The sequence below is a fragment of the Dactylosporangium sp. CA-233914 genome, from assembly GCF_050942935.1.
In the GTDB taxonomy this organism is placed as follows: domain Bacteria; phylum Actinomycetota; class Actinomycetes; order Mycobacteriales; family Micromonosporaceae; genus Dactylosporangium.
In genome coordinates this window covers 2759134-2772434 of record NZ_CP192030.1, presented here as the reverse complement: position 1 = coordinate 2772434, position 13301 = coordinate 2759134, and the positions used below count along the sequence as shown (strand labels likewise).

Annotated in this window: 12 protein-coding genes; 2 read left to right on the top strand and 10 right to left on the bottom strand. The window is 75.1% G+C overall.

Annotation, left to right across the window (positions count from 1 at the left end; translation table 11 throughout):
* Positions 1-93: 93 nt before the first annotated feature.
* Positions 94-2235: a diguanylate cyclase domain-containing protein gene (locus ACQPY0_RS12795; protein ID WP_432988237.1), complete on the bottom strand. Its 2142-nt coding sequence runs from the start codon at positions 2233-2235 to the stop codon at positions 94-96.
* A gap of 86 nt (positions 2236-2321) precedes the next feature.
* Between ACQPY0_RS12795 and ACQPY0_RS12790 the strand changes: the two genes are divergently transcribed.
* Together ACQPY0_RS12790 and ACQPY0_RS12785 are read left to right on the top strand one after the other, a co-directional pair.
* Positions 2322-2672 carry a hypothetical protein gene (locus ACQPY0_RS12790; protein ID WP_432988235.1) on the top strand — a complete coding sequence of 117 codons (351 nt, stop codon included), beginning with the start codon at positions 2322-2324 and terminating at the stop codon, positions 2670-2672.
* Between the two features lie 11 nt (positions 2673-2683).
* Positions 2684-3163 (top strand): GNAT family N-acetyltransferase, encoded by a 480-nt coding sequence (locus ACQPY0_RS12785; protein WP_432988233.1) that lies wholly within the window; start codon positions 2684-2686, stop codon positions 3161-3163.
* A gap of 48 nt (positions 3164-3211) precedes the next feature.
* Here ACQPY0_RS12785 and ACQPY0_RS12780 read toward each other — a convergent pair whose 3' ends face one another.
* The 9 genes from ACQPY0_RS12780 to pucL all read right to left on the bottom strand — a co-directional run bounded on the left by ACQPY0_RS12780 (position 3212) and on the right by pucL (position 13299).
* Positions 3212-3703: a flavin reductase family protein gene (locus tag ACQPY0_RS12780; RefSeq protein ID WP_432988231.1), complete on the bottom strand. Its 492-nt coding sequence runs from the start codon at positions 3701-3703 to the stop codon at positions 3212-3214.
* A 421-nt stretch (positions 3704-4124) separates the two neighbouring features.
* Positions 4125-5090, bottom strand: a complete 966-nt coding sequence (gene alc, locus ACQPY0_RS12775) for an allantoicase (RefSeq protein ID WP_432988229.1) — start codon at positions 5088-5090, stop codon at positions 4125-4127.
* Positions 5087-6403 carry an allantoinase AllB gene (allB, locus tag ACQPY0_RS12770; RefSeq protein ID WP_432988227.1) on the bottom strand — a complete coding sequence of 439 codons (1317 nt, stop codon included), beginning with the start codon at positions 6401-6403 and terminating at the stop codon, positions 5087-5089. Before allB ends, alc begins: the two co-directional genes overlap by 4 nt.
* Positions 6400-7563: a DUF6986 family protein gene (locus ACQPY0_RS12765; protein WP_432988225.1), complete on the bottom strand. Its 1164-nt coding sequence runs from the start codon at positions 7561-7563 to the stop codon at positions 6400-6402. Before ACQPY0_RS12765 ends, allB begins: the two co-directional genes overlap by 4 nt.
* Position 7564: 1 nt before the next feature.
* Complete coding sequence (pucD, locus tag ACQPY0_RS12760; protein WP_432988223.1) at positions 7565-9823, bottom strand: xanthine dehydrogenase subunit D; 2259 nt, start codon at positions 9821-9823, stop codon at positions 7565-7567.
* The gene (locus tag ACQPY0_RS12755; protein WP_432988221.1) at positions 9820-11157 is read right to left on the bottom strand and encodes an 8-oxoguanine deaminase; all 1338 of its coding nucleotides are present in this window, start codon (positions 11155-11157) and stop codon (positions 9820-9822) included. The genes pucD and ACQPY0_RS12755 overlap by 4 nt, the downstream gene beginning before the upstream one ends.
* Positions 11154-11612 carry a (2Fe-2S)-binding protein gene (locus tag ACQPY0_RS12750; RefSeq protein WP_432988219.1) on the bottom strand — a complete coding sequence of 153 codons (459 nt, stop codon included), beginning with the start codon at positions 11610-11612 and terminating at the stop codon, positions 11154-11156. The genes ACQPY0_RS12755 and ACQPY0_RS12750 overlap by 4 nt, the downstream gene beginning before the upstream one ends.
* Complete coding sequence (locus ACQPY0_RS12745; protein ID WP_432988217.1) at positions 11597-12454, bottom strand: FAD binding domain-containing protein; 858 nt, start codon at positions 12452-12454, stop codon at positions 11597-11599. Before ACQPY0_RS12745 ends, ACQPY0_RS12750 begins: the two co-directional genes overlap by 16 nt.
* Complete coding sequence (pucL, locus tag ACQPY0_RS12740; RefSeq protein WP_432988215.1) at positions 12442-13299, bottom strand: factor-independent urate hydroxylase; 858 nt, start codon at positions 13297-13299, stop codon at positions 12442-12444. The genes ACQPY0_RS12745 and pucL overlap by 13 nt, the downstream gene beginning before the upstream one ends.
* Between the last annotated feature and the right edge of the window lie 2 nt (positions 13300-13301).

Genomic DNA, 13301 nt, shown 5'->3' with positions numbered 1-13301 from the left:
CACTTCGCCGCTCTCCTTGCAGAACGCCGGCAGGTCGTCCGGCTTGCGGCTGCCGTCCACGACGAGCTCCTCGTCGACACGATCCGCACCCCGTTATCGCGCGCCTTTCACGCGGTACATGGCCGCGTCCGCCTCGTGCAGCAGCTGCTCGGCCGTCGGGTGGCGGCTGCTGGTCGTGGCGCCGATGCTCACGCCGATCTCGACCGTGGCCGCCTCGAGGTGGAACGGGGCGCGGATCGCGGCGGTGAGCCGGGCGGTGATCGCCGCCAGGACCGGGCCGTCGGTGACGCCCGGCAGCAGGACCAGGAACTCGTCGCCGCCGAAGCGGGCCGGCACGTCGCTCGGGCGCAGGCAGGCGCGGATACGCTGGGCGACGCGGACGAGCAGCTGGTCGCCGGCGGCGTGGCCGAGGGTGTCGTTGACCCGCTTGAAGCCGTCGAGGTCGAGGAAGAGCAGGGCGAACGGCTCGCCGCCGCCGGCCGCGGCGTGGACCGCGGAGTCCAGCGTGGCCAGGAACGACGTCCGGTTGGGCAGCGTGGTGAGCCGGTCGGACAGGGCGCTGCGGCGCAGGCGCTCCTCCTGCTCGCGCAGGTCCAGGGCGACCGTGAGCAGCGCGGCGCACTGGTTGGGCAGCTCCCGGCCGTCCTCGACCTCGCACTCGACGGTGTCGACGAGCGCGAGCCAGCCGTGGTCGCTGCCGTTGGTCCTGGCCGGGACCAGGAAGATCGTCTGGCCGGGCTCCGCGGCGGCGATCAGCTCGGCCGGCGGGAACCGTTCGACCGTCGTTGGGCCGGACGGGATCGGCGGGCCCGGGGTGCGCCGCCAGCCGGGGGTGCGGGCCAGCTCGCCGTCCGGGCCGCGCAGGGCGATCGCGGCGGCGCTCGCCGGGGTCGCGGCCAGCCAGGACGGGTCACGCGGGTCGGTGTCGCGGGTGTAGAGCAGGGCGGTGTTCAGGGCGTACTGCGTGCTGATGAGCGACCGCAGGTGCCGCCGGTCGGCGAACTGCGCGCGGTTTTCGGCGCGCCCGAGCACCATCATGAGCTCTTGGACGCACTCGCCGACCCGGCGGGCGCCGGGCACGTCGAGGTCCGGCAGCGTTTGGGCGTACTCCTGGATCGCCCGGAAGATCAGCCGCAGGATCTCGGGCGCCGGGTGCAGCGCGAACAGCTCCCCCACCGCGCCCGCCAGCGCCGTGATGCCGACCGGGCCGCCGGTGGCCGCCGCTGTGAGCGCCTCGACGGTGGCGGCGACGGCCCGCTCGGCGAGCGCGTCGGCGCCCGCGGGCCGGATGCCGGTCGGCGGCAGGGTGGCTCCGAGGCGCTCGGCGAGCCGCTCCCGCGCGCCCGCGGTGCCGGACGGGGGCAGGGCGGTGGCGAAGTCGGTGCAGCCGCACGAGGCACGCGGGACGAGGACCGCCGGCAGCCGATGCGGCCCGGGCGCGACCGCCTCGCCGGAGAGCGCGCGCAGCAGCAGCTCGACCGCGCGGTCGCCCATCGCGTCGAGCGGCTGCGCGGCGCTGGTCAGCTCCGGCCGCAGGAAAGCGGCGACTTCGATGTTGTCGAACCCGGTCAGCGCGTAGTCGTCCGGGCAGGCCAGCCCCGCGGCGGAGAGGACCTGCTGCGCGCCGATGGCGTTGCGGTCGGTGGCGGCGACCAGCGCGTCCGCGCCGAGGCGGCGCCACTCGTCCGCGGTCCAGGTGATGCCGCCCTCGAGGTTGTCGGTGGCGGTCAGGAACAGCGCCGGATCGTCGTCGAGGCCCAGCGCGGCGACCGCGGACCGGTAGGCGTGGTAGCGCTCGGCGACGTCAGTGGCGGCGAGGTACCCCGTGAACGCGATGCGCCGGTGCCCGTGCCCGGCCAGGTGGGCCATGATCTGGCGGATACCGGCGCCGTTGTCGGGCAGCACCGAAGGGCAGGCGACCTCGGGGACCTCGTGCCCGATGAGCACGACGGGCTTGCCGGCGGCGATGAGGCGCACGAGGTACGTCGGCGTGACGGCCTCGGCAAGCACGACGAACCCGGCGGCGTGGCGCCAGGCGACCGGCTCGTCGAACGCCGGGTTGCCCCCGGTGACGGTCACGTCGGCGGCGGCGTCGAGCGCCTGCACGGCGATCGTACGCACGCCCCGGCTCGCGCCCGCGGCCGTCACGCCGGCCACGAGGCGGCCGTAGTACGTGCCGCCGACGAACGGGGACAGCACACCGATGACCAGGCCATCGCCCCAGCCGCTGTCCATGCACCACCTCCGCAGCCGACATCGGCCGATGCGCGGCCGAGTTGAGCGGCCCGGGTCAGCGGGGCGCGTATACCACCGGCACGACGATGCCGAGCACCGCGAGCACCACGCCGACGAGCTCCCAGCGCCGCTCGACCGCCGGCTCGCGCACGCTGGGGGTACGGGCTCGTGCGCAGCGCCGGCGCGGCCTCGGCGTTGATGATCACCTGCGAGACCACGGTCTCACGCGGCGCTCCGATGCGGCGCTGCTCATCGTCACGGCCTCGGTCCCCGGGCCGTTCACGCGGACCGGCGAGGACTTGGGCGACGTCGGGCAGCGGATCACCGACCGGCCGGCCCGGGAGCGGTCGCTCACGCCGGACGTCGCCTCGGCGCTGGGCCGGCTGCGGCAGCGGCGGCACTGCATTCCGCGGGACGCGGCGACGCCCGAGGGGTAGGTTGCCGCTCCGTGGAGATCACTGTGCGGCGCGCCGGTGCCGCTGACGCGGATGAGCTGGTTCGGCTGCGGATCGTCATGCTGGAGGCGATGGAGGACGGCCCGGTGACGCCGGGCGAGTGGTCGCGGCGCACGGCCGAGTCGCTGCGGCGGCGGCTGCCCTCGCCGGACGCCACGATCGCCGGGTTCGTCGTCGATCGGCCGGACGGGTCCGGGCTCGCGGCGTGCGCGGTCGGGACGATCGACGAGCGGCTCGGGTCGCCGGGCAATCCGGGCGGGCTCACGGGGTACGTCTTCAATGTGGCGACCGACGAGGCGTTCCGGCGGCGCGGCCTGTCCACGGCATGCCTGACCGCGCTCCTGGAGTGGTTCACCACCGGCGGTGTGTCGCTGGCGCGGCTGTTCGCGACGGCCGACGGGCTGCCGATGTACGAGCGCCTCGGCTTCACCAGGGAGGACACCCCCGCGCTGCGGCTGCGGCTGCCGCGGTGAGGGTGCTCGCAGGAAAATGTCGTACCCCCGGGCTAGAGTTCGGGGCGTTCAGAGGGCGGTGTAGCGGCCCTCGTGGTAGACGAGCGGGGTGGCCTCGGCGTCGTCGTGGTGTTCGGCGTGGACCGGGGACGCCACGACGATGATGTGGTCGCCGGCCTCGATCTGGTTGACCGGGTGGCAGACGAGGACGGCCAGGGGATCGTGCAGGAGGGGGACGCCATCGGGGGATTCGTGCCAGGTGCCGCCGCGCGACTCGTAGGCGGCGAAGCGGTCGATGCCGCCGGTGGCGAACACCCGGGCCACCGGTTCCTGGGCCGCGGTCAGGACGTGCACGGCCAGGGCCGGGGCGGTGCTCACGTTCGGCCACGCGGAGCCGGCCGTGGCCACGCAGAAGGAGACGAGCGGAGGGTCCAGTGAGACGGATGTGAACGACGTCGCCGTGAACCCGGTCGGTCCCGGGGCCGTCACCACCACGACGGCCGCCGCGTGCCGGCGCAGGACGCGGCGGAAGAGGCCCGCATCGATGGCGGCGATGGTCACGGCTCCACCCTACCCGCGGGTATCACCGCCGGACCCCGCTGCGCGGGCGAGATCACACGGCCGCCGGCGCCACGCGGAACGAGACCGCAGCGGCGCGCCTGGGCCGGGGCGCCAGCGCGGCAGGCCGGGCCGGGGCCGCCGGTGCGGCAGGCCGGGCCGCCGGCACGCCTGGGCCGGGGCCGCCGGTGCGGCAGGTCGGACTTGAGCAAGGCGGAGAACGACTCGGCGACCGCGTTGTCCTGGCGCCGGTGTGTTGCGGGAGGTCGCCCGTGGGCCGGGAGGTCTTCATCGGCCGCGCAGAAGGCCACTGCCGGCTGCAAAATCTCGATGTCTTCGTGCACTCGCCGGGATCAGCCCGCTCGACCCGTCACTGCCGCACGCCGGCCGGTCCGGCCGAAGTCCCTGGTCATCCGGGGCGGGGTCACGGGGAGGTGGGGGTGGTCTCGCCCCAGAGGCGGAGGCGGGCCATGCCGCCGTCGGGGTAGATGTCCAGGCGGACGTGGGTGGCCTCGTGGGGGCTGTCCAGGCGGAAGCGGTGTCTCGTGTCCGGTTGCAGGCGGGTTCTCGGCAGGAGATCGAACCAGGCCGAGTCGTCGGACGGGTCGGGCGTCGCGCGCAGGGACGCCTCGCCCGGGGCGTTGCCCTTGAAGTGGGTGGTGTCCAGCTCCGCCAGGCGGATGCGGCCGGGCGCGGCCAGGTGGACCAGGGCCCACTCGTTGCCGTCCTCGCGGCGGCGGGCCGTCTCCCAGCCCTCGCTCATCTGCCGGGGCCGGTCGGGCAGGAGGAGGTTGCCCGGGGAACCGTAGAACATGTTGCTGCAGCCGGCGATCACGGCGCCGAGCTCCATCGCGGCCAGGTCCACCGTGAGGCCGTGGAGGAGGGCCGGGTCGGGGATCACGGTGCCGTGGACCCGCAGGCGGGCCACGCCGCCGTCGGGGTAGATGTTGAGGCGGACGTGGGTGTAGCGGGCGGGGGCGGTCACCGGGAAGTGGTTGCGGGTGTCGCCCTTGACCGGGGACCTCGGGATCAGCTCGGTCCACGGGGAGTCGGCCAGCTCGGCCGGGGAGGGGTGGCCGGGCAGCTCGCAGGCGTCGACCGAGACGTAGGGCGGGTAGTTGCCGGTGAAGTGGGCGGTGTCGATCACCACACCGCGGATGACGCCCGGGGCGCCCAGGCGGACCACGGCCCAGTCGTGGCCGGGGGTGCGGCGCCGGCGCGTCTCCCAGCCGTCGTAGACCTTGCCCTTCGGGCCGTACGTCCACGTTTCGAACTGCGACGGCTCCGGGTTGACGAGGTTGTCCATCGCCGCGAAGAACTCGTCGTTGGCGGCGACCACGCCGCCGCCCAGGGCGCGGGAGGCCAGGTCCGTCAGGTCGGTGAAGGTCACGGGGCGTCCTGCGGCGTCGGGCGGGTCAGGAAACGGCCCCGCGGGGCCTCGTCGACCGGGGTGCCGCGCAGCCACGTGGTGTGGACCACGCCCGACAGCTCGCGGGCGGCGTACGGCGTCACCGGGTGGCGGTGGTGCAGGGCCGCCGGGTCGACCACGAAGGTCGCGTCCGGGTCGAAGGCGACGAGGTCGGCGTCGGCGCCCGCGGCGATGCGGCCCTTGCCGCGCAGGCCGGCCAGGTCGGCCGGGCCCGCCGACATCCAGCGCACCACGTCGGCCAGGGTGAAGCCGCGCTCGCGGGCGGCGCTCCACACCGCCGGCAGGCCCAGCTGCAGCGAGGCGATGCCGCCCCAGGCCGCGGCGAAGTCGCCCGTGTCGCGGCGCTTGAGCTGCGGGGCCGACGGGGAGTGGTCGGAGACGACGATCGAGATGGTGCCGTCGGCCAGACCGCCCCACAGACGGTCCTGGTTGGCCGCGTCGCGGATCGGGGGGCAGCACTTGTACTCCGTGGCGCCGTCCGGCACCGCTCGCGCGTCCAGCGTCAGGTAGTGCGGGCACGTCTCCGCCGTGACGCGGACGCCCTCCGCGTGGGCCCGGCGCAGCGCCGGCAGGGCGTCGGCGGCGGACAGGTGCAGGATGTGGACCCGCGCGCCGGCCTCCCGGGCGAGCGACAGGGCCAGGTCGACGGCCGAGACCTCGGCGGCGGGCGGGCGCGAGGCCAGGAAGTCGGCGTAGGCGCGCGACGGCCGGGCGGGGTGCAGCCGCGCCGGGTCCTCGGCGTGGACGACGAACAGGGCGTCGACCGCGGCGAAGGCCTCGGCCAGGCCGGCCCCGTCCAGCGGCGGGAACTCCGGGACGCCGGAGTCGGCCAGGAAGCTCTTGAAGCCGAAGACGCCGGCCTCGTGCAAGGGGCGCAGGTCGGCCGCGTTGCCGGGGACCGCGCCGCCCCAGAAGCCGACGTCGACGAAGCACTGGCCCGCGGCCGCGGCCTGCTTCTCGCGCAGGGCGGCCACCGAGGTCGTCGGCGGCAGCGAGTTCAGCGGCATGTCCACGATGGACGTTACCCCGCCGGCCGCGGCGGCGCGGGTGGCGGTGGCGAAGCCCTCCCATTCGGTACGGCCGGGCTCGTTGACGTGCACGTGGGTGTCGACGAGCCCGGGCAGCAGGCTCAGCCCGCCGAGATCCGTCACCAGGCCGTCCACAGTGGACTCATAGTCCCCGACCGCGGTGATGACGCCGCCGTCGACGGTGACCGTGGCGGCTCGGGGGCCGCCGGGCAGGTACACCTGGCGGGAACGCAGCGAGAAGGTCACAGGGCCTCCAGCACCTCGATGGGGTGGCGCACGTCGCCGGGGCGCAGGGCGCCGCAGTGCAGGCCGCGCAGCAGGAAGCGGGCCATCGCCCGCGCCGTGGCCGGCTCGTCCAGGTGGCCGCGGACCCGGCGCCCGAGGTAGTGACCGAGGCGGATGCGGGCCTCGTCGACGCCGTCGCGGAAGAACTCGAACGTGGCGCCCCAGCGGGTCACCAGGTGGCCCGGGTGCAGGTCCCAGCCGCGGTAGATGCCGCGTTCGAGGCTGCGGCGCACCAGCCGGGCGTGCAGGGCCCAGGCGCGGTGGACCTGCTCGGTGTCGCCGGTGGGCAGGACGTTGGTGGAGCCGTCGCTGACGTGGACGCCGGTGCCGGCCGCGGCCACCAGCATCACCGCCTTGGCGTGGTCGGCGACCGGGTGCTCCAGGCTCTGCAGGCCCGGCGCGATGCCGAGGGCGGTGCTGTAGTCGTAGGTGCCGTAGTGCAGGCCGGCCAGGCGGCCCGCGGAGCGGACGATCATCTCCGGCAGCGGGCTGCGCCCGTCGGGGCCGAGGATCGCCTGCGGGGTCTCGATCTGCAGCTCGAAGCGCAGCGTGCCCTCGGGCAGGCCGTGGGCGTGCTCCAGCTGGTGGCACAGCAGCACGGCGGCGTCGGCGTGGGCGGCCGAGGTGGCCTTCGGAAACGTGATGACGAACCCGGGCGGCGGCGTACCCAGGGCGGTGAGGAACGCATCGACGGTGCGCGCTGCCCGCAGTACGGTATCCGGCTCCAGGCTCTTGCAGCGCAGGCCGGAGAACGGCGGCGGGTCCGTGCGCAACGCCTCGCCGGCGGCGGTGGCGTGCGCGTCCTCCTCGTCGTCGGGGCGGCGGCCGTAGCCGTCCTCGAAGTCGACCCGCAGGTCCTCGATCGGCTGGGTGACGAGCTTGCCCAGGACCAGCTCCACGATGTCGTCGGGGAACGGCGGGCGGCCGTGGTCGCGGACCAGGAACCGGGCCTCGCTCGCCCACTCCCCCACGGTCGCGGCCGAGAACCGGTCGGCGGGGACGTAGACGGTGTGGATCGGCTCGCGCACGAGTGGGGTCTCGGCCTGGCCGGGCAGCCGCAGGCGGTCGAGGTGCTCGGCGCGGGCGGCGAGCTCCTCCAGGTCGCGCTCGGTGAGGGCCATCTCAGGTTCCCGTCAGGTGCTCGGGGCGGACCGGGACCCGCTTGAGCGGCAGGCCGGTGGCGGCGCGGATCGCGGCGACGATCGCCGGGGTGGAGGAGATGGTCGGGGGCTCGCCGATGCCGCGCAGGCCGTACGGGGCCTCGGGGTCGCCGAGCTCCAGCACGTCGATGCGCATCGGCGGCACGTCGAGGATCGTGGGGATGAGATAGTCGGTGAAGGACGGGTTGCGGATGCGGCCCTCGACGACCTGGATCTCCTCCATGACCGCCAGGCCCAGGCCCTGCGCGGTGCCGCCGGCGATCTGGCCGCGGACCGACTGCGGGTGCAGGGCGCGGCCGACGTCCTGGGCGGTGGCGATCTCGACGACCCGCACCAGGCCCAGCTCGACGTCGACGTCGACGGTGGCGCGGTGGGCGGCGAAGGCGTACTGCACGTGCGCGTCGCCCTGCCCGGTGCGTGGATCGATCGGGAACGTGGGCTTGTGCCGCCACTCGACGGTCTCCTCGACCGGCTCCTCGCCGAGCACGGTGACGAGGTCGGCGACCACCTCGCCGGCGGCGTCGATCAGCTTGCCGCCCGCGAGCCGGCCGTCGCTGACCCCGGCACGGCGCAGCACCTCCCGGCGCACGGCCTCGCAGGCGGCCTTGACCGCGCCGCCGGTGACGTACGTCTGCCGCGACGCCGACGACGACCCGGCGCTGCCGACCGAGGTGTCGGCGGTGGCGACGGTGACCTGGTCGACGCCGAGCTCGGTGCGGGCGATCTGGGCCTGGATCGTGACGAGGCCCTGGCCGACCTCGGCGGCGGCGGTGTGTACGACCGCCGCGGGCTCGCCGCCGACGACCTCGAGCCGGACCCGGGCGGTGGAGTAGTCGTCGAAGCCCTCGGAGAAGCCGACGTTCTTGATGCCGACGCCGTAGCCGACGCCGCGGCGCACGCCCTCGCCGTGCGTGGTGTTGGCGACGCCGCCCGGCAGCTCACGAGGGTCGCTGCGCGAAACGGGGGCCGGGGGCAGGTCGCGGACCCGGCGCAGCAGCTCGGCGACGGGGGCCGGGCCGGTGACGACCTGACCGGTGGGCATGGTGTCGCCGGGCTCCAGGGCGTTGCGGGCGCGAAGCTCCACCGGGTCCAGGCCGAGCGCGGCGGCCAGCCGGTCCATCTGGGACTCGTACGCGAAGCAGGCCTGCACGGCCCCGAAGCCGCGCATCGCCCCGCACGGCGGGTTGTTGGTGTAGACCGCGTAGCCGTCCATGGTGACGCTGGGGACGCGGTACGGGCCGATGCCGAGCGTGGTGGCGTTGGCGACGACGGCCATGGACGTGGACGCGTACGCGCCGCCGTCGAGCACGATCCGGGCCCTGACGTAGAGCAGCCGTCCGGTCTCGTCGGCGCCGTGCTCGTAGCGCAGCCGCGCCGGATGCCGGTGCACGTGGCCGAAGAAGGATTCCTCGCGCGAGTACACCATCTTGACCGGCCGCCCGGTGTGCAGCGCCAGCATGCACGCGTGGACCTGCATCGACACGTCCTCGCGACCACCGAAGGCGCCGCCGACGCCGGCGAGGCTCAGGCGCACCTTCTCCCGCGCCAGCCCCAGGCAGTCGGCGACCTGGGCGAGGTCGCCGTGCAGCCATTGGGTGGCGATGAACAGCTCGACGCCGCCGTCCTCGGCCGGGATGGCCAGGCCCGACTCGGGGCCGAGGAACGCCTGGTCCTGCATGCCGACCTCGTACTCGCCGGTGACGACCACCGGCGCGGTCGCGTCCTGCGGGCCCTTGCGGATCGGCACGTGCCGCAGCAGGTTGCCGGGCTCGTGGACGTGTTGCGCGCCCGGCTCCAGCGCCGCCTCGCTGTCCACGACGGGCGTCAGCACCTCGTACTCGACGCCGATGCGGGCGGCGGCGCGCCGGGCGGTCTCGGGGTGGTCGGCGGCGACGATCGCGACCGGCTCGCCGGCGTAGCGGACCTGGCCCATGGCGAGCACCGGCTGGTCGCGGTGCTCCAGGCCGTAGTGCTTGGCGCCGGGGACGTCCTCGGCGGTGAGCACCGCGTGCACGCCGGGCAGGGCGAGGGCCCCGGTCAGGTCGACGCGCACGATCCGGGCCCGCGGGTGGGGGCTGCGCAGGGTCGCGCCCCACAGCATGCGGTCGGCCCACAGGTCCGAGGAGAACGCGAACTCCCCGGTCACCTTCAGCGTGCCGTCGGGTCGCACGGGCGAGGTGCCGATGCCGTTCGAGGTCCGGGTCTCCACCCGGGTCGTCATCGCAGCCTCCCGGCGGCCCGGGCCAGCGAGGCGGCGAGCGCCGGTTCGTCCACGGTGGACAGCGCGCCGTCCTGGACCACGGCGCGGCCGCCGACGAGCAGCAGCCGCAGCGGCGCGGCCGGGCCGAAGACCAGCGCGGCGACCGGGTCCTCGATGCCGGCGTGGCCGAGGCCGTCGAGGCGCCACAGCGCGATGTCGGCGAGCTTGCCGGCCTCCAGCGAGCCGAGCTCGTCGGCGCGGCCGAGGCAGCGGGCGCCGCCGATCGTGCCCAGGGCCAGGGATTCGCGGGCGGTCAGGGCGGCCGGGCCGCCGCGCAGCCGGGCGAGGTAGAGCGCCTGGCGCAGCTCCGCCCCGAGCTGCCCGGCCTCCTGGGAGGCGGCGCCGTCGACGCCGAGGCCGACCGGCACGCGGGCGTCGAGCAGGTCGCGGACCCGGGCGATGCCGGCCCCGAGGCGGCCGTTGGAGCTGGGGCAGTGCGCGACGCCGGTGCCGGTCGCCCCGAGCCTGGCAATCGCTGAGTCGTCGAGGTGGACGGCGTGGGCGAGCCACACGTCGTCGCCGAGCCAGCCGAGGCGCTCGGCGTACTCCACCGGCGTGCACCCGTGCACGTCCCGGCAGTACGCCTCCTCCTCCACCGTCTCGGCCAGGTGCGTGTGCAGCCGTACGCCCTCGGCGCGGGCCAGGCCGGCCGCCTCCCGCATCAGCCGCGGGGTGACCGAGAACGGGCTGCACGGCGCGACCGCGATGCGCACCATGGAGCCCGGCGACGGGTCGTGGAAGCGGTCGATCGCGTCCTTCGTGGCGTCCAGGGCCGCGTCGGTGTCCTCGACGACGGAGTCGGGCGGCAGGCCGCCGTCCTTCTCCGACAGGTCCATCGAGCCGCGGCCGGGGTGGAAGCGCAGCCCGACCGCACCGGCGGCGGCGATCTCGGCGGCGAGCAGGTCCCCGCCGTCGCGGGGGAACACGTAATGGTGGTCGGTGCTCGTCGTGCAGCCCGACAGCGCCAGCTGGGCCAGGCCCGCGGCCGCCGCGGCGTGCACGGTCTCGGCGTCGATGCGGGCCCAGACCGGGTACAGCTCCTTGAGCCAGCCGAAGAGGATCTCCTGCTGGGCGTAGCCGCGGGTGGCCCACTGGTACAGGTGGTGGTGGGTGTTGACCAGCCCCGGCGTGGCCAGGCAGCCGCGGCCGTCGACGCGGGTGACGCTCTCGTCGCCGCGAAAGCTCCCCGCGCCGACCGCGACGATCCGGTCGCCGGCGACGACGATGTGCCCGTCGGCGTGCTCGGTGCCGGCCGCGTCGACGGTCGCGACCGCGCAGCCCTCGATGACGATCATCGCGCGGCCGCCAGCTTCACGGCCGCGACGATGTGCTCGTAGCCGGTGCAGCGGCACAGGTTGCCGGCCAGTGCCTCGCGGATGTCCGGGTCGCTCGGGGCCGGGTTACGCTCCAGCAGGTCGTGCACGGCGACGACGAGGCCCGGGGTGCAGAACCCGCACTGGACGGCCCCGGCCCGCAGGAACGCCTGCTGGATCGGGTGCAGCCCGTCGGCGCCGGCGAGCCCCTCGACCGTGCGCACCTCGCGCCCCTCGGCCTGACCGGCGGCGACGAGGCAGGCGCAGACCGGGGTGCCGTCGAGATACACGGTGCAGGAGCCGCACTCGCCCTGCTCGCAGGCGTTCTTGGCGCCTGGCAGGCCGAGCCGCTCGCGCAGGACGAACAGGAGGCTCTCGCCCTCCCACACGTCGTCGGCGGCGACCGGTTCGCCGTTGACGGTCACGTTGACGCGCATCGGTACTCCTCCCAGGCCCAGCGCAGCGTCCGTCCACCGAGGACGGACAGGGCGTGCCGGCGGTACGCGGCGCTGCCGCGCACGTCGTCGATCGGGCGGGCCGCGGCCGCGACGAGCTCGCCGAAGCGCGCGACCGCCGAGTCCGGCAGCGGGTCGCGGGACTCCCACGGCAGTTCGGAGGCGAACGACTCGGCGTCGGGGGCGCGCAGCGGGGTCGGGCCGGCCGAGCCGATCCCGGTGCCGGCGGTCCGGTTGACGGGGTCGAGCGCGAGGGCGAACGAGCACACGGCGATGACCATCGCGTTGCGGGTGCCGACCTTGGCGAACTGCTGCGCGCCGGCCGCCGGCGGGACGAGGAACGCGGCGATCAGCTCGTCCGGGGCCAGGGCGCTACGCTTTGGGCCGGCGAAGAACTCGGCGACCGGGATGCGCCGGGTGCCGCGCACCGAGGCGACCTCGACCCGCGCGCCGGCGGCCAGCAGCGGCGGGTGGGCGTCGCCGGCCGGGGACGCGGAGCCGAGGTTGCCCCCGACGGTGCCGCGGTTGCGGATCTGCGGCGAGCCGACCGTGCGGGCCGCCATGGCCAGGCCCGGCAGGCTCCCGCCGAGCTCGTCGATGATGCGGCGATACGTCACCCCCGCCCCGACCCGCAGCACCACCCCGTCGGGGCCCCATTCGGTGATCTCGTGCAGCCGTGACAGGTCCAGCAACGCGGACGGCCGGCGCCGGTCGAAGTTCAGCTCGACCATGACGTCCGTGCCGCCCGCGATCGGCACCGCATCCGGGTGCGCGGCCTTGGCCCCCAGGGCCTCGTCCCAGGTGGACGGTCTCAGATACTCCACACGACCTCCTGCGGGATCGGCGCGCCGTCGCGGCGTACGACGCCCTCGATCAGGCCGTAGGGCCGGTCCGCGGCGTAGTAGACCTCGTTGGGGTTGTCCAGGCCGAACGGGGCCAGGTCGACCAGGAAGTGGTGCCGGTTGGGCAGGGAGAGCCTCACCTCGACGACGTCGGGGCAGCGCTCCAGCACCCGGGACCCCATCGCGAACAGGGTCTGCTGCAGGGCGTAGCTGTAGGTGTCGGCGAAGGCCTCGACGAGCGCGGCGCGGGCCGGCTCGGGGTCCGCGGGCGGCCCGGCGGTGCGCCAGGTGGCGTCGACCGAGGTGGCGAGGATGCGGTCGCGGGCCTCGGGCAGGGTCGTGTACTTGTCCTTCGCGAATCCGTGGAACTCGGACTCGGTAGTCTTGAGCAGCACGAGGCCGGTGACGCCGGAGACGGTCTGGGTGCCGTATGGTCCATGGTGGACGGTCGCCGTGCGGACCTCGCTGCCGTCCCGGCGGAAGGCGTGCCGGCCGTCGACGCTCTGCCACGGGTGCTGCTGGATGGAGACCCTCGCCTCGTGAATGGTCGGCTGCGTGGCGACGAAGTGCTCGGCGAGCCGGGCCGCGAAGGTCTCGATGCTCGCGATGCCGAACTCGCGGGCGAAGGCGTAGACGGTGTTCTTCTGCGTGTCGGTCGGCAGCACGGCGGTGTTGTCGCCGGTGAGGTGGCTGGCTGCGAGGTCGCCGCGCAGCGCCACGCTCACGTTGAGGTCGGTGAGGCGATCGCCGCCGGCCTGGCGCTCGACACGCACGAGGCGGATCTCGGCCTTGCCGTACTGGTTCGGGCCCAGCTCGAAGGTCGGCACGT

Excerpts from the sequence above, each read along its gene's own strand:
- ACQPY0_RS12795 (WP_432988237.1), bottom strand. The coding sequence starts at position 2,235 with ATGGACAGCGGCTGGGGCGATGGCCTGGTCATCGGTGTGCTGTCCCCG.
- ACQPY0_RS12790 (WP_432988235.1), top strand. The coding sequence starts at position 2,322 with ATGCCGAGCACCGCGAGCACCACGCCGACGAGCTCCCAGCGCCGCTCG.
- ACQPY0_RS12765 (WP_432988225.1), bottom strand. The coding sequence starts at position 7,563 with ATGGCCCTCACCGAGCGCGACCTGGAGGAGCTCGCCGCCCGCGCCGAG.
- pucD (WP_432988223.1), bottom strand. The coding sequence starts at position 9,823 with ATGACGACCCGGGTGGAGACCCGGACCTCGAACGGCATCGGCACCTCG.
- ACQPY0_RS12755 (WP_432988221.1), bottom strand. The coding sequence starts at position 11,157 with ATGATCGTCATCGAGGGCTGCGCGGTCGCGACCGTCGACGCGGCCGGC.
- ACQPY0_RS12750 (WP_432988219.1), bottom strand. The coding sequence starts at position 11,612 with ATGCGCGTCAACGTGACCGTCAACGGCGAACCGGTCGCCGCCGACGAC.